Raw genomic sequence first — 14405 nt, 5'->3', positions numbered from 1 at the left:
TCCCTGTCCCGCGCTCAGGAAATGCGGTGCAGCACGTCGAAGATCGACACGGTGTAGTTGTAGAGCTCGCCGGCCAGCCACCGGGCGGTCAGCAGCAAGGTGGCGAACACCGCGATCAGCTTGACGGCGAAGGACAGGGTCTGCTCCTGCAGCTGGGTCAAGGCCTGGAACAGCGAGAACAGCGTGCCGACGATGGCCGCCACCGCGATGGGCGGCAGCGACAGCCACAGCGTCAGCATCAGCGCCTGGGTCATGTAGGAAACGAGATCGACGGTCTGCATGGGATGCGCTAGCCGTAGGAGAGCACCAGGCCCTGGATCAGCCGCGTCCAGCCATCGACCATCACGAACAGGAAGAGCTTGAGCGGCATGGAAATCGTCACCGGCGAGACCATCATCATCCCCATGGCCAGCAGGATGTTCGAGACGATGATGTCGATGATGACAAAGGGCAGGTAAAGCAGAAAGCCCACCTGAAAAGCCACCGTCAATTCGGACAGCAGGAAGGCCGGGATCAGCACGAGCAGGTTGTCCTCGCCCAGGCCGCTGGCCTGTTCCGGCCCCCAGAGCTGGCGCGCGGTGCGCACGAAGAAGTCGCGCTGCTCGGGCTTGCTGTTGCGCAGCATGAAGGCGCGCAGCGGCTCGACGCCGCGCTCGACGGCCTGGATCAGCGCGCCGGTGCGGTCGGGCATGGCGGCCTGGGGGCCGGGCGGCGCGCCGGCATGGCCCGGCGGCGCGGCGCCCGGCCAACCCGGCATGGGCGCGGCGGACGGCGGCCCGGACGCGGCGCCTTGCGCCTGCACCGCGCGCAGCTCGGCGCCCACCTGCATCACCACCGGCCCCATCACGTAGGCCGACAGGATCAGCGCCAGGGCATAGAGCGCCATGTTGGGCGGGACCTGCTGCACGCCCAGGGCGTTGCGCACCAGCGTGAGCACGATGGCGATCTTCAGGAACGAAGTGGTCATGACCGCGGCCAGCGGCACCAGCGCCAGCAGCGCCAGCACCACCGCCAGGCTGATCGGCTCGAAGGCGGTCATGACGCGTGCCGCACGGCATCGGCCGCGGCGCTGGCCGGCGCGGCCGGCATGGCCGCGCCGGCCGGTCCCCACGCCTGCACCATCACGCCGATGCGCCCATCGACCTCGACCAGCGTGCCGGTGCCGACCAGCGCGCCGTTGGCGCGGATCATCACCGGCCCGTCGGCCAGCGGGCGATGTAGGTCGAACACTTCGCCCGGCTGCAGCCGCTGCAGCTCGGCCAGCGCGATGCTGCGCTCGCCCAGGTCGAAGGACAGCTGCACGGGTATGGCTTCGAGCGCCAGCGGCGCGGGCGCGTCCGGCGCCGCGGCGCCGGCCTGTTGCGCGGCCGCGATGGGCTCGGGCCGCTCGGTGGATTCTTGGGTCATCAGCGAAGTCCAGCCTTTAGTCACGATGTAATGGGAGCCTTCGGCCCGTACGCGCAATGCCTGGCCCTGGCCGGCCTCCAGCCAGAGCGCGCCGTCGGCGCCGACGCGGTAGTGATCCAGCAGCACCACGTCGCCGGGGCCCAGCGCACGCAGCTCGGCCAGCGGCAGGCGCGTGTGGCCGAGCACGGCGCGCAGCCGTATCGGCAAGGCGGCCAGCGCCTGCGCGTCGCGGCGCGCGGGCGCGGCCTTGCCCAGCAGCGCGGCCAGCAGCATCAGCCCCAGGCCGTCGGTTTCGAGCACGGCATGGCACAGGGCCCCGGTGTCCGGCGCATGCAGCGTCACGGTCCAGGCATGGGCCAGCGCGCGCGCGGCGCCGGCCTGCAGCGCCTGCACGCGCACCGGCCCGCCCGCGCCGGCTTGCGCCAGGGCGGCCAGCGCTTCCTGCAGCAGGGTTTCGAAGGCGGCCGCCTGCAAGGCCTGCGGCAGGACGGGGGCCGGCAGCCCCGGCAGCCGCGCCGCCAGCCAGGCCTGCGCGGCGGCCTCAGGCAGGTGCAGCCGTACCGCGGCGCCGGCCCATTCCAGGTCGGCATGCCAGGTGGCGGCGGCGCGCACCGGCTCGGGCGCGCCGCTGGCAAAGGCCAGCAGCCAGCGCACCGGCGCGGCCTGGCCGCCGGCCTGCGGCGCGGGCGGCAAGGTGAGCGCGACCGCCGCGCCGTGGCGGGCGATCTGGGTCAGGGCCTGCGCCTGGTTGGCATTGAGCCGGGGCAGGGAAACCGGCCGGGCCGGCGGCAAAGTCAATGCGTCCATGTCGCGACGGGATCAGCAGGCCAGGGCATCGGCGGCGGCCTCCACCGTGCAGGGGTCCATCGGATCGTCGGCGCTGACCCGCACCAGCGCCGGGCGGCCCAGGGCGTCGGCCAGCTCCTGCGCCAGGGCCGCGACGCCGCGGCTCAGGCGCTCGCGCGAGGCCTCGCTGGCGCAGGTAAAGGCAGCGACCAGCCGGCCCTCGTCTTCGAACACGGCCACCGAGACGCCAGGCAGCAGCTCGTCCTTGAGCTCGATGCGCACCTCGGGCCGGCCCTTGCCGCCGTCGCCCACCAGCAGGGCGCCGGCCCCCTCGGCCAAGGCCTGCGCCAGGCCCTGCGGCGCCGGGGCCGGTTCGGGCCGCCCCGCCCCGGCCAGCCCGGCGGCGCCGAACAAGGCCAAAGGCGGCGCGGGCCGCTGCACCCCGGCCTGCTCGCCGGGAGCCTGGCGTCCGGGCTGCCCGGGCTCGCCGGCCAGGGCGCGCTCGAAGGCCTGGCGTTCTGCATCGGTAGGCGCCTGGCGCGCCTGCGCCCCGGCCCCCGACTGGGAAAGGTCGGGCATGCCTTGCGGCAAGGCGGTATCCAGGCCGATGCGTCGGTCTATGGTCATGAAAAATCCACTTCCTCGTGTTGTTCCCAATCCTCGCGCTCGCGCGCCAGGCTGGCCGCTTCCTCGAGCTCGGCGTCTTCCTGGCGCTCGAGCGCGCCCAGGTGCTCGGCCAGGTGCAGGCGGGCCAGCTCGACGAACTTGCCGGTCCTGCGCACCGCCTCGCCATGCGCCTGGCGCCGTTCGGCCAGGTGCTGCGCGGCCCGCTCCAGCGCGTCCTGGGCGGCCTGGCAGGTGCGCTCGTGCTCGCGCTCGGCCTCGCGCAGCAGGCCCACGCCCGTGAGCACGGCTTCGATCTCGCGTACCCGCACCACGCGGGCGCACAGCTCGTCGTACAGCTCGCGCTCGCGCCGGCGGGCCCAGCCGCGGTAGTCGCGCAGCCGGGCCTGCGCCTGGGTCCAGGCGTCGCGGGCCTGTCCATGCGCCTGGCGCTGGCGCGCCAGCGCCAGTTCGGCCTGGTCCTCGCGAAAACGCTTGATCGCCAGCAGTTCGTCGAACACGCTCATCGCGGCCCGGCGCTACGCGCCGCCCTCCAGGTCCTGCTCCTGCGGCAAGCCGGCCAGCGCGGCCATGCGCGCCAGCGTCTCGCCCAGGGGCATGCGCTCGTCCGTGCGCTGGCGCAGGAAGGCGTTGATGGCCTCGATGCGGTCGATGGCCTCGTCGGTGAGGGCATCGCCGCCGCGCTTGTACTCGCCGATCTTGACCAGCAGCTCGACCTCCTGGTACTTGGCCATCAGTTCGCGGATGCGCCCGGCCAGGCGGCGGTGCCCGGGCGAGACCACCGCGTTCATCACCCGGCTGGCCGAGGCCAGCACGTCGATGGCAGGGTAGTGGTTGGCCGCGCCCAGCTTGCGCGAGAGCACGATATGGCCGTCCAGGATAGAGCGCGTTTCGTCGGCGATGGGCTCGGTCATGTCGTCGCCCTCGACCAAAACGGTATAGAGCGCGGTGATCGAGCCCTTGTCGTTCATGCCGGCGCGCTCCATCAGCTTGGGCAGCGTGGCGAACACCGAGGGGGGATAGCCGCGCCGCGTGGGCGGCTCGCCCGCGGCCAGGCCGATCTCGCGCTGCGCGCGGGCAAAGCGCGTGACCGAATCCATCAGGAACAGCACCCGCTGGCCCTGGTCGCGGAAATATTCGGCGATGGCGGTGGCCACGTAGGCGGCCTTGGTGCGCTCCATCGAGGACTTGTCGCTGGTGGCGCAGACGATGACGCTCTTGCGCCGGCCCTGCGGCCCCAGCTCGTGCTCCAGGAACTCGCGCACCTCGCGGCCGCGCTCGCCGATCAGTGCCACCACCGTCACGTCGGCGGCCGCGCCCTTGACCAGCATCCCCATCAGCGTGGACTTGCCGCCGCCGGCCGCCGCGAAGATGCCCATGCGCTGGCCTTCGCCGCAGGTCAGCATGCCGTCCAGCGCGCGCACGCCCAGCTCCAGGGGGCGGTCGATGATGCGGCGGGTCAGCGGATCGGGCGCCTCGGCGAACACCGGATAGAACTTGCTGGCCTCCAGCGGGCCCAGCTCGGCCTCGTCCAGCGGCCGGCCCAGCCCGTCCAGCACGCGGCCCAGCAGCCCCGGCCCGACCGGCACGCGGTGCGCGCGCCCGGTGGGGATGACCTCGGTGGCAGAGGAAATGCCGTACATGTCGCCGATGGGCGTGAGCAGCGCCGCATCGCGCGCGAAGCCCACCACCTCGCCTTTCATTTCGAGGTCTTCGCCGGGATTGCGCAGGATGCACACCTCGCCGATCTTGACCGCCGGCACCACCGCCTTGATGATGGTGCCCACCACCTGCGTGACACGGCCCTTGATGCGCAGCGTGGGCGTATCGTGCAGGGCCATTTCCATCATTTCGGTGATGTATTCGAACTGGCGCATGGCGTGCTCTCCCGGCCCCGGCTACACGCGGCTGCCCAGCGTGCGCTGGAACGCCGAGCGCAGGGCCGCGATCTGCCCCTCCAGGCTGGCCTCGACCATGCCGATCTCGCTCTCCAGGATGCAGGCCCCGCGCGCCAGCCGCGCATCGGGCACGATGTCCAGGTAGCCCACGGCCGGATAGGCGGCCAGCAGTTCGTTCACGCGCTCGCGCACGGCCGACACCTCGTCCGGATGCAGCCGCAGCGTCATCTGCTTCTGGTTGCGCACCACCGCCAGCGCATTGCGCACCACGATCACCACCTTCTCGCGATCGTCGAAGCCGTCGACCACCTTGCGCACGGCCTGCATCACCAGGTCGACCATCTCGTTCTCGACGCCGGCGAAGTACTCCACCGTGCGCCCGACGGTCTCGATCATCTTGTCGGCCTGGTCGAACAGGGCCTGCTCCTTGCCATCGTCGTAGCCGCGCTGGCGCTCGGCCTGGTAGGCGGCCTGGGCCTGCTCGCCGATGGCCCGCGCCTGGGCATGCGCATCGTCCAGCAGCGCCTGGGCCTGCACCAGCACGGCGTGATCGGCCGCGCGCAGCACCTTGGCGCCAGGCGCCAGCGTGGCCGCCAGGCGGCGAGGCGTCAGGGCGTCGCGGGGAATGAGGAATGCCATGTGGGATCGCAATGCTTGAGGACGTCCAGGGCCAGCGCGCGCGCCGCCTCGCCGCGGCAAGGAGGCGCCGCGGCCGGGCCGGGCGGCAGCTTCAGTTCGGCGCGCAGGGCGATTTCGGGGCCGCCGCCAGCCAGCGCCTCGTTCAGCACCGCCCGGCCCAGTTCGTGCACGGCGGCCACGGCCTGCTCGGCCCCGTAGCCGGCGCAGGCGGGCACCGCCACGGCCAGCTGGGCGGCAGGGCCGCGGGCGAACGCCATCACCTGCGGGCCTAGCGCCTGCAGGAACTGGCGCACCTCGGGCCCGGCGATGGCGCGGCGCAGCCGCGGCGCGCACAGGGCCGCGCCGATGCAGCGCAGGCACCGCCACAAGGCCTCGGGCGGCAGCAGGGCCAGCGCCAGCTCGGGCCGGCCCGGGTCGGCGGCCGGCCGCTCGGCCAGGCCCAGCCGCTTCAGGATCAGCGCCGAACGATGGCGGTGCCAGGCCGCATGCAGCGCGGCCGGCCAGTCCGGCTGCGGCGCCTGGCCGTAATCGGCCTCGCGCAGCGGATGCAGCGTCAGGCTGGGCAGCAGGTTGAAGGCCGCCAGCCGCTCGCCGAACAAGGAAAGGTCCGCCTGCGCCGCCGTGCTCACGCCGACGCTCCCTGGCCTTCGCGGGCCACGCGGCGCAAGCCGGGCATGCCCAGGCGCCACAGCACCCAGCCCAGCGCCCCGGCCAGGCCGAGCACCAGCAGCGCCATCACGGCAAAGCCGGCCAGCAGCGCCGCGGCCGAGCCGCTGTCGACCGTCAGGCCCAGCACGCGCCGCTGCAGGGGCGCGGACGCCGGCGCGGCGGCGGGCGGCTGCGCCGACACCAGGGCGATGGAAACCCTGTCCTCGGTCAGCCCGGGAATGGAATGCGTGACCAGCTTGCGTATCTGCGGCTGCAAGGCATCCAGGCTGTAGCCGGCCTGGTGCTTGATGAAGACGGCGGCCGTCGAGGGCGTGGCGGCCTCGCCCACGCCGCCGCGCTCGGGCAGCACCACGTGCACGCGCGCGGCCAGCACGCCGTCCATCTGCGACAAGGTATTGGCCAGCTCCTGCGACAGCGCGTAGACGTAGCGGGCGCGCTCCTCCAGCGGCGAAGACACCAGGCCTTCCTTGCGAAAGATCTGGCCCATGCCGTCGAAACGCTCGCGCGGCAGCCCCTGGGCGCGCAGGATATCGAGCGAGCGGGCCACCTGGCCGGCGTCCACGCTGACCGCGATCCCGCCGTCGGCGGGAACCTTGCGCGCGGCGATGCCGGCATCGAGCAGGGCCGAGAGCAATTCGTTGGCCTCGCCCTCGGTGCCTACCGAAATCAGCGTGACCTGGCCGCCACAGGCCGCCAGCAGGGCCAGCGCCAGCGTCGCGGCGCCCAGCCGGCAAGCCAGCCACAGGCGGGCGGCGCCACGGTGCAAGGCGGGCATCGTCATGACATGCGCACCAGCGTGTCGATGTTCTGCGTGGTGCGCGAGACGGCCTTGCCCACCAATTCGTACTGCACCGAGACCTGCAGCATCTCGGCCTGCGCGCGCAGCATCTCGGCCACGTTGGGCGAGACCGCCACGCGTTCGAGCGTGCTGGAGATGCCCTGCCAGCGCTGCGAGAACTCGCTGGCCGTGCCCTGCAGCCCGGCCAGGATCTGGCTGCCCAGCGTGGGGGCGGCCTGCGCGGCGGGGGCGAAGGCGGCCGAGAGCGCCGCGTGCACGGGCGAAGGCGCCGGGGCGTCGGCCGCAGCCATCAGCGCGTTAAAGCGCTCGGTGGCCAGGGACGACGGTTCGGCCGGCGCGAGGGCCGGCCCGGCCGGCAAGGCGGGCAAGGGTGCCAGGGAAGCGGCAAGCGTGGCGATTTCCATGTTTTGTGTTCCGTGATGATCAGGTGTCGGCGGCCTGCCGCGCCGGCGAGGCCGGATCCCCGCCCAGCAGCCGGCGGGCCAGTTCGGCGCCCTCGCCGTGCATGGCGGCGGCCGCCGCCAGCACCTTGCGGCTTTCGTCCCGGCGGCCGGCCAGTTGCAGGACCAGGCCCCGCCAGGCCTGCAGGATCGCCGCCTCCTGGGCGTCGTCCAGCCGCGCCCCTTCGAGCAGCTGGGCGGCCTGATCGGCCTGCCCGCTGTTGGCGCGCGCCAATGCCAGGCCCAGCCACGGATAGGCGCGGCCGGGCCGCAGGCGGCGCAGTGCGCCGAAGATGCGCTCGGCCCGCGCCGCATCGGCCGCGCCGGCCGCGAGCATGCCCACTTCGGCCAGCATGCGCGCCTCGTGCGCATCAAGCACGAAAGCCGTCTCGCTGGAGACGGCCGTCGCTGGCGCGGGACCGGGCCGTCCCGCTTCAATGTGCATGGCGCGGCCTCATGGGCTGCCGTCCTGCACGGCCAGGGCCCGCAGCGCCTGCACGTGCGCGCGGATCCGGGCTTGCTCGGCGTCAGCGCCGCCTTGCCGCGCATCCGCTTCCAGATAGCGCAGCACGCGGTCCAATTCCTGCGCCGCTTCCTGGCGGCGCCCGGCCGCCAGCAGGCATTCGGCCATGCCCACGAAGGGATCGGCGGTCTCGGGAAACAGCGTGCCCAGCAGGGCATACACGCGCACCGCATCGTCGTAGCGTTCGCAGCGCTGCAGGCACAGCGCCAGGCCGGCCAGGTAGTGGCGGCGCGGCATGCCGTACATGCCCAGCAGCGAGAAATAGGGCAGCGCCTGGCGTGGCTGGCCCTGCAGCAGGTGGCTGTGGCCCAGGCCATACAAGGCCTCGAGCTGCGCCTCGCTCAGGCGCGAGGAAGCCGGCAACGCGGCCAGCCCCTGATACAGGCGCTCGGCCGTCTCGGTGCGCGGCACGGCGTTCAGGGTGGTGCTCATGGCGAGTTCCTCAGACATTGCGGGCGATGCCACGATTGACCTCCTGCTGGGACTGCTCGATGGCGGCCAGCTTGTCGCGCACGTCCTGGATGATGCCCATCATCTGCTGCATGATGTCCTCGGCCTGCTGCGCGCCGCCCTGGACCACCTTGGCCTGCGCTTGCAAGGCCTGGGTGTCCTTGGGCCCGGCGGCCCCGGGCGCATCGATCCGCTGGCCGGCCACGCCGCTCTTGATGGCGCCGCCCGCTCCCAGGGCGATGCTGGCGGCGCCGCCGACAATCTGCATCACCCCGGAGACCACGGCGGTGCGGAATCTTTCCTCGGCGGCGGCGCGCAGGGCGTCGGCCGCGGACAGCATCGCGTCCAGGCTGTCCTGGCGCCGCTGCTCGATGTCCAGCTTGGCCTGGGCGCGCTGGTCCTGGGCCATCTGCTGGAGCAGCGCCATCATGTCCGCCACGTCGGCGCCGACCTGGTCGGCCCCCAGCCGGTCCAGCGCGCCGGCCAGGCCTTGCAGGTCCTGCGCCCTGCCTTGCGGCACGGGCAGGCGGGCCTCGGCGCGGCCGGCCGCCTCGCCGGGCAGGGACGGAGGCGGCGGGGCGATCCCCGCAGGCAAGGCGGTGCGGGGCGTTTGCGGGGGCAAGCCCGGCGAATCGGGCGACAGCGGAGTGGACAGCTGCGAGGGCAGGGGCGGCAGGCCGCCAGGGGGCAATTGCGGGCTCATGGCAGTTTCCGAAGCAAGCGGCCGGCGTCAGGCCAGGTTGGGAGGCAGGCTGCCCAGCGGCGGGCGTTCGGCCGCCGGCGCGGCCTGGGCGGCATGCGCCACCGCCTGCTCGACTTCCTCCAGGTCCTGGCGCACCAGCGCCTGGGCTTTTTCGATGTCCTGCGGCGTGGCCTGGCGGGCCAGTTGCTCCGGGTCCAGGCCGTGTTCGCCGTAGAAGGCCTCGCCGGCCTGCAGGTCGCGCCGCACGCGCTCGATCAGCTCCTGCGCCTGGGCGATCAGGGTTTCGGGGGACGTGTCTGCCGGCATGTCGTTTCCTTGCTGGTTTGCCCCGGCCAACGGGGCGAAAGGCCGCTGAATTCGTCCCGGCGACCGGGCCGACCTGCATCAGTAACGGCAAATGCCGCCCGGTTCCGTGCCAGGTCCGCCAATCGGGGCGATGCGCCTTCAGTAACGCGGCGGGCCGCAAGGTTCCGTCCCGGGCGGCCAAGGGCGCCGGGCCGGCCGGTGGAACCTTTGGGCCCCGGACGTTACTACCTCCGGTCGGCCGCCTCGCGCGCCGTGCCCCATACCTCCCGTTTGCCGCGGCCCCGCATGACGTCCATTCCATCGAGCCCGTCCTCTCCCTTTCCCCTTGCCGCAGGCCGGGAGGGGCTGCCGCCGGCCCTTGCGCAGCCGGGCGCCGGCGCAGTTGCGGGCGCGCCAACCGCGGCGCCGCCGCGCGAGCCATCCGGCCTGGCGCCGGCGCAGGCCGGACAGGCGCCCAATACCGGCGACTTCCTGCTCGAGGCGCTGGCCCCGGGCCCCGATATGCTGGGCAGGCTCACGCCGGGCCAGTTCTCGCAGCGGCTGGCCGCCGCGCTGGACGAACTGTCCCAGGCCGCCGAACTGGGCGGCCCGGACAGCCGCGTGCTCAACCGCGCCGTGCGGCTGCTCAAGGAAGAAGCCAGCCTGCAGAACCTGCTGGCCCTGTACCGCAATGCGCTGCACCAGGGATGAACGCCATGCCCACGCCTGAAAGCCTGGCGCTGCTGGCGCGGCTGGCCCACGTCTACCTGGTCCATGACCGCCCGCAGAAGGCGGCGGTGCTGTTCGACGCACTGGCCGCCCTGGGCGCGGCCGGGCCGGCCCAGCAGGTGGCCCGCGCCCTGGCGCTGCTGCGCGCGGGGCAGGCCGAGGCCGCCCTGGCCGCGCTGGAGCAGGCCGCCATGGCGGCCGCGCCCGATGCCGCCTTCCAGCTGGTGCGCGCCCAGGCGCTGGCCGCCCTGGGCCGCGAGGACGAGGCGGCCGCAGCCATGCGCGCCTACGTCGCCACCCGCGCGCCGGCGCCCTCCTACCCTTACGCGAACGCCTGATTGCCGATGCAAGCCCTGAACCGCGCGGTCGCCGCCATCACCAGCCGCAACGACATCGTCCTGGCGGTGCTGATCGTCTCGATCATCTTCATGATGATCCTGCCGCTGCCCACCGCGCTGGTGGACGTGCTGATCGGCGCGAACATGACCCTGTCGGCCATCCTGCTGATGGTGGCCATGTACCTGCCCTCGCCGCTGGCCTTCTCCTCGTTTCCCTCGGTGCTGCTGATCACCACGCTGTTCCGGCTGGGCATCTCCATCGCCACGACCCGCCTGATCCTGCTGCAGGGCGATGCCGGCCACATCATCGAGACCTTCGGCAATTTCGTGGTCGGCGGCAACCTGATCGTCGGCCTGGTGGTCTTCCTGATCCTGACCATCGTGCAGTTCGTGGTCATCACCAAGGGCGCCGAGCGGGTGGCCGAGGTGGCCGCGCGCTTCTCGCTGGACGCCATGCCCGGCAAGCAGATGTCCATCGACGCCGACCTGCGCGCCGGCACCATCGACATGGACGAGGCGCGCCGGCGCCGCAGCCTGGTCGAGAAGGAAAGCCAGCTGTACGGCGCCATGGACGGGGCCATGAAGTTCGTCAAGGGCGACGCCATCGCCGGGCTCATCATCGTCGGCGTGAACCTGCTGGGCGGCATCCTGATCGGCACGCTGCAGCGCGACCTGTCGGCCGGCGAGGCGGTGCAGGTCTATTCCATCCTGACCATCGGCGACGGGCTGATCTCGCAGATACCGGCGCTGTTCATCGCCATCTGCGCCGGCATCATCGTCACGCGCGTGCAGACCGGCGAAGGCCCGTCCAACGTCGGGCGCGACATCGGCGCGCAGGTGCTGGCGCAGCCGCGCGCGCTGCTGATCGCCGCGGCCGTGGCGGCGGGCATGGGCCTGATCCCCGGCATGCCCACCCTGACCTTCCTGGCCCTGGCCGCGGTGGTGGGCACCATCGGCTTCGTGCTCCTGCGCGGCACCCGCAAGGTGGTGGACGAGAAGACCGGCGCGGTCACCGAGATCTCGCCCCTGGCGCCGCAGCCGCACGCCCCGGCCCCCGGCCGCGCGCAGGACGCGGCGCCTTTCGCGCCGACCCAGCCGGTCATGGTGGACCTGGCCCCGGGGCTGCTGGCCCGCGAGTCGCCCGAGGCGCTGCAGACGCATCTGGCCGAAGTGCGCCAGGCCCTGTACCTGGAGCTGGGCGTGCCTTTCCCGGCCGTGCGCCTGCGCGAGAACCCAGCGCTGGCGCCCGAGCAGTACCTGCTGCTGCTCTCCGAAGTGCCGGTGGCCCAGGGGCTGCTGCGCCAGGGCAAGGTGCTGGTGCGCGATACCGAGCAGACCTTGCGGGCCCTGCAGGTGCCTTACGAGCCCGACAAGAGCCTGCTGCCCGGCGTGTCCACGCTGTGGACCGATGCGCGGCTGGCCGACACGCTGGCCGGCGCGGGCGTGCCGGTCCTGGACGGCCCGCGGATACTGGGATGGCACCTGGCCTTCGTGCTGCGCAAGTACGCCGCCGAATTCATCGGCATCCAGGAGACCCGGGTGCTGTGCGCGGCCATGGAGCCCGAGTATCCCGAGCTGGTCAAGGAGGCGCTGCGGGTCATGCCGGTGCAAAAGACCGCCGAGATCCTGCAGCGCCTGGTGTCCGAGGGCATCTCCATCCGCAATCTGCGCGCCGTGCTCGAGGCGCTGGTCGAATGGGGCCAGAAGGAAAAGGACTCGGTGCTGCTGACCGAATACGTGCGCGTCTCGCTCAAGCGCCTGATCAGCCACAAGTTCTCGGGCGGCCAGAACCTGCTGCCAGCCTACCTGCTGGCGCCCAGCGTCGAGGAGACCGTGCGCGGGGCGATCCGCCAGACCTCGGCCGGCAGCTACCTGGCGCTGGAGCCGGCCGTCTCGCGCAAGCTGCTGGAGAACATCCGCCTGGCGGTGGGCGACCTGCACGCGGCCGCGCGCAAGCCGGTGCTGCTGACCTCCATGGACATCCGCCGCTACCTGCGCAAGCTGATCGAGCAGGATCTCTATGAGCTGCCCGTGCTGTCCTACCAGGAGCTGACGCAGGAGATCAACGTGCAGCCGCTGGCGAGGGTCGATCTGTGACCGGCCGGCCCGCCGACGGCCACGCCCGGGACGGCGCCGGAGCGCCGCGCGGCGGGGCGCCCGCCCGCCACGGGACGCCTGAACTGCGCGTGCTCAGCGGCCTGCATGCGCAGGCCAGCTGTCCGGCCGAGGACGGCGCGGTGCTGGGCTCGGACCCGGACTGCGACGTCGTGCTGGCCGACCTCGGCATGCCTGCGCGCGCGGCGCGCCTGAGGCTGGATGCGCAAGGCTGGATGCTGCAAGCCGAAGGCGGGACCGCCGGCGGACCAGCCGGCTGGAACCAGCCGCTGCCGCTGGGGCCGGTCTGGCTGACGGTGGCGCCGCCCAGTGCGGCCTGGATCGCGGCGCCGGCGGCCCGGCCCGGCAGCGGCACGGCGGCAGCCGGCGATCCGGCGGCCGGTGAACCCGGGGCCGGCGATCCGGCACCCGGCGCCTTGCCCGACAGCGCGGGGCACGCCGCGGCAGGCGGCGGCGCCTCGGCGCCCGGCACCGCCGGACCGGCGCAGGCCCCGGCCGCCGGACCAGGCACGCCAGCCGGCCCGCGCCCGCAAGCCTTGCGCCCGGCCTGGCCGCTGTTCCTGGGCCTGGGCACCGCGCTGCTGGCCGTGGCGGTCGCCATCGTGCTGGCCCTGCTGCCGCCCGCCTCCCCGCCAGCGCCGACGGCGCTCGATTCCGGCGAAGCCGCGCGGCAGTCGCTGGGCCGCGTCACCGAGGCCCTGGAACGCCTGGGCCTGGGCGCACGCTTGCAGGCCGGGCTGACCGCCGCAGGGACGGTGCGCGTCACCGGCTGGGTGCGCAACGCCGCCGAACGCGATGCCGTCGCTGCGGCGCTTTCCCAGCTCTGGCCCATGCCGGCCATGCGCATCAGCGTCGAAGACGAGGTGGTGCAGACGGCCAGCCAGGTGCTGCGCGCCTTCGGCATCCGCTACGAAGCCCGCTACGAGGGCCAGGGCAGGCTGATGCTGCACGGCATCGCGGCCAGCGCGCGCGAACGCGCCGCGGCGCTGGACGCGGTGCGCGCCCAGCTGCCCGGCATGACCGTGATCGGCCAGCACATCGCGCTGGCGCCCGAGGTGGCCGACGCCTTGTCCAGCGCCCTGGCCCAGGCCGGACTGTCCGGCATCGAGCTGGCCTGGGCGGCCGACCGGCTGGAGGTGCGCGCGGGCCACCTGGAGGCCGGGCAGTCCGCGCGGCTGGACGAAATCCTGGCGCGCTTTAACGCCACGCACTTGCAGGTCGCGCAGCGCGCCGCGCCGGGCGAGCGGCCGATGGCCGACAGCGTGCCCTTCGGCATCCGCAGCGTCGTCGGCGGCCCGCAGCCCTTTATCGTGCTCGAAGACGGCAGTAAATTGCTGGTCGGCGGCGTGCACGGCCAGTACCGCCTGAGCGCCATCGAGCCCACCCGCCTGATCTTCGAGGGCCCGCAGCCCGCCATCGTCCTACGCTAGGCCCCCAGCCATGACATCCATCGCCCTGACCGACTTGCAGGAACGCCTGGCCGGCCCGCAAGGCCCCGCCGAACGGACGGTCCTGCTCGAGCGCCTGCAAGCCCTGGAAACCCGTCTGCGCCAGCGCATGGCAGCCGGCCTGCCGCGCGCCGAATACCCCGACTGGGCCGCCGCCGCCGATGCGGCCGCCGCCGCCCGCGAATTCCTGTCCGGCTACCCGGTTGCCACGGCCGGCCCGGCCGCGCCGGGCTGACCGATAAACCACTTTCCCGCCGCCATCACGGAGACCGCCATGGCCTTGAACGGACTGACCGGCTCGTCGAGCCTGAACTTCAACAACCTGAACAACAGCATCTACAACAGCCTGCGCACGCAGGAAACCCGGCTCAACCAGACGCTCTCGAGCATCGGCACCAACGCCGACGGGCAGGTCTCGCAGGCCGACATGCTGCGCATGCAGCAGCAGATCCAGCAATGGAGCATGCTGATCGAGATCCAGGGCACCATCACCAAGCAGATCGCCGATTCGCTCAAGAGCGTGATCCAGAAGGCGAGCTGAACGCATCGCGC

20 protein-coding genes are annotated in these 14405 nt (G+C 72.9%); 6 read left to right on the top strand and 14 right to left on the bottom strand.

Features of this window, described 5'->3' with window-relative positions:
* Window positions 1-14 precede the first annotated feature (14 nt).
* The 14 genes from sctS to V8Z80_RS13035 are packed head-to-tail and all read right to left on the bottom strand — an operon-like array spanning window position 15 to window position 9244.
* Window positions 15-281, bottom strand: coding sequence for a type III secretion system export apparatus subunit SctS (sctS, locus tag V8Z80_RS13100; protein WP_336062303.1), 267 nt, complete (start codon window positions 279-281; stop codon window positions 15-17).
* Between the two features lie 8 nt (window positions 282-289).
* The gene (locus tag V8Z80_RS13095; RefSeq protein ID WP_336062302.1) at window positions 290-1039 is read right to left on the bottom strand and encodes an EscR/YscR/HrcR family type III secretion system export apparatus protein; all 750 of its coding nucleotides are present in this window, start codon (window positions 1037-1039) and stop codon (window positions 290-292) included.
* On the bottom strand, window positions 1036-2214 hold the full coding sequence (sctQ, locus tag V8Z80_RS13090; RefSeq protein ID WP_336062301.1) for a type III secretion system cytoplasmic ring protein SctQ: 1179 nt from the start codon (window positions 2212-2214) through the stop codon (window positions 1036-1038). The genes V8Z80_RS13095 and sctQ overlap by 4 nt, the downstream gene beginning before the upstream one ends.
* A gap of 12 nt (window positions 2215-2226) precedes the next feature.
* Window positions 2227-2820, bottom strand: a complete 594-nt coding sequence (locus V8Z80_RS13085; RefSeq protein WP_336062300.1) for a hypothetical protein — start codon at window positions 2818-2820, stop codon at window positions 2227-2229.
* The gene (locus V8Z80_RS13080; RefSeq protein WP_336062299.1) at window positions 2817-3323 is read right to left on the bottom strand and encodes a type III secretion protein; all 507 of its coding nucleotides are present in this window, start codon (window positions 3321-3323) and stop codon (window positions 2817-2819) included. Before V8Z80_RS13080 ends, V8Z80_RS13085 begins: the two co-directional genes overlap by 4 nt.
* A 12-nt stretch (window positions 3324-3335) precedes the next feature.
* The gene (gene sctN / locus V8Z80_RS13075; protein WP_336062298.1) at window positions 3336-4694 is read right to left on the bottom strand and encodes a type III secretion system ATPase SctN; all 1359 of its coding nucleotides are present in this window, start codon (window positions 4692-4694) and stop codon (window positions 3336-3338) included.
* 21 nt (window positions 4695-4715) lie between these two features.
* A complete protein-coding gene (locus tag V8Z80_RS13070) occupies window positions 4716-5354 on the bottom strand; it encodes an HrpE/YscL family type III secretion apparatus protein (protein ID WP_336062297.1) in 639 nt (212 codons plus the stop codon).
* Complete coding sequence (locus V8Z80_RS13065) at window positions 5324-5983, bottom strand: SctK family type III secretion system sorting platform protein (protein WP_336062296.1); 660 nt, start codon at window positions 5981-5983, stop codon at window positions 5324-5326. The genes V8Z80_RS13070 and V8Z80_RS13065 overlap by 31 nt, the downstream gene beginning before the upstream one ends.
* Window positions 5980-6804 carry a type III secretion system inner membrane ring lipoprotein SctJ gene (gene sctJ / locus V8Z80_RS13060; protein WP_336062295.1) on the bottom strand — a complete coding sequence of 275 codons (825 nt, stop codon included), beginning with the start codon at window positions 6802-6804 and terminating at the stop codon, window positions 5980-5982. The genes V8Z80_RS13065 and sctJ overlap by 4 nt, the downstream gene beginning before the upstream one ends.
* Entirely contained in the window at window positions 6801-7226 is a 426-nt protein-coding gene (gene sctI, locus V8Z80_RS13055; protein ID WP_155195491.1) for a type III secretion system inner rod subunit SctI, read from the bottom strand. The genes sctJ and sctI overlap by 4 nt, the downstream gene beginning before the upstream one ends.
* Before the next feature lie 19 nt (window positions 7227-7245).
* On the bottom strand, window positions 7246-7707 hold the full coding sequence (locus V8Z80_RS13050) for a hypothetical protein (RefSeq protein ID WP_336062294.1): 462 nt from the start codon (window positions 7705-7707) through the stop codon (window positions 7246-7248).
* Window positions 7708-7716: 9 nt separating this feature from the next.
* Window positions 7717-8217 carry a tetratricopeptide repeat protein gene (locus V8Z80_RS13045; protein WP_336062293.1) on the bottom strand — a complete coding sequence of 167 codons (501 nt, stop codon included), beginning with the start codon at window positions 8215-8217 and terminating at the stop codon, window positions 7717-7719.
* 10 nt (window positions 8218-8227) lie between these two features.
* Window positions 8228-8938 carry a type III secretion system translocon subunit SctB gene (gene sctB / locus V8Z80_RS13040; protein WP_155195494.1) on the bottom strand — a complete coding sequence of 237 codons (711 nt, stop codon included), beginning with the start codon at window positions 8936-8938 and terminating at the stop codon, window positions 8228-8230.
* 27 nt (window positions 8939-8965) lie between these two features.
* Complete coding sequence (locus tag V8Z80_RS13035; RefSeq protein ID WP_336062292.1) at window positions 8966-9244, bottom strand: hypothetical protein; 279 nt, start codon at window positions 9242-9244, stop codon at window positions 8966-8968.
* 285 nt (window positions 9245-9529) lie between these two features.
* Here V8Z80_RS13035 and V8Z80_RS13030 point away from each other — a divergent pair, with 285 nt between their 5' ends.
* From V8Z80_RS13030 to V8Z80_RS13005, 6 genes are read left to right on the top strand one after another with little or no spacing between them, the layout of a single operon-like run.
* On the top strand, window positions 9530-9934 hold the full coding sequence (locus V8Z80_RS13030; RefSeq protein WP_336062291.1) for a hypothetical protein: 405 nt from the start codon (window positions 9530-9532) through the stop codon (window positions 9932-9934).
* 5 nt (window positions 9935-9939) lie between these two features.
* A complete protein-coding gene (locus V8Z80_RS13025; protein ID WP_336062290.1) occupies window positions 9940-10290 on the top strand; it encodes a hypothetical protein in 351 nt (116 codons plus the stop codon).
* 6 nt (window positions 10291-10296) lie between these two features.
* A complete protein-coding gene (gene sctV / locus V8Z80_RS13020; RefSeq protein ID WP_336062289.1) occupies window positions 10297-12387 on the top strand; it encodes a type III secretion system export apparatus subunit SctV in 2091 nt (696 codons plus the stop codon).
* Complete coding sequence (gene sctD, locus V8Z80_RS13015; RefSeq protein WP_336062288.1) at window positions 12384-13835, top strand: type III secretion system inner membrane ring subunit SctD; 1452 nt, start codon at window positions 12384-12386, stop codon at window positions 13833-13835. Before sctV ends, sctD begins: the two co-directional genes overlap by 4 nt.
* A gap of 10 nt (window positions 13836-13845) precedes the next feature.
* The gene (locus tag V8Z80_RS13010) at window positions 13846-14088 is read left to right on the top strand and encodes a hypothetical protein (protein WP_336062287.1); all 243 of its coding nucleotides are present in this window, start codon (window positions 13846-13848) and stop codon (window positions 14086-14088) included.
* A 39-nt stretch (window positions 14089-14127) separates the two neighbouring features.
* The gene (locus tag V8Z80_RS13005; RefSeq protein WP_155195500.1) at window positions 14128-14394 is read left to right on the top strand and encodes an EscF/YscF/HrpA family type III secretion system needle major subunit; all 267 of its coding nucleotides are present in this window, start codon (window positions 14128-14130) and stop codon (window positions 14392-14394) included.
* Window positions 14395-14405 lie beyond the last annotated feature (11 nt).

It is taken from the genome of Orrella sp. JC864, assembly GCF_037026685.1.
Lineage (GTDB): Bacteria > Pseudomonadota > Gammaproteobacteria > Burkholderiales > Burkholderiaceae_B > Orrella.
This window is presented reverse-complemented; position numbering and strand designations above follow the sequence as displayed.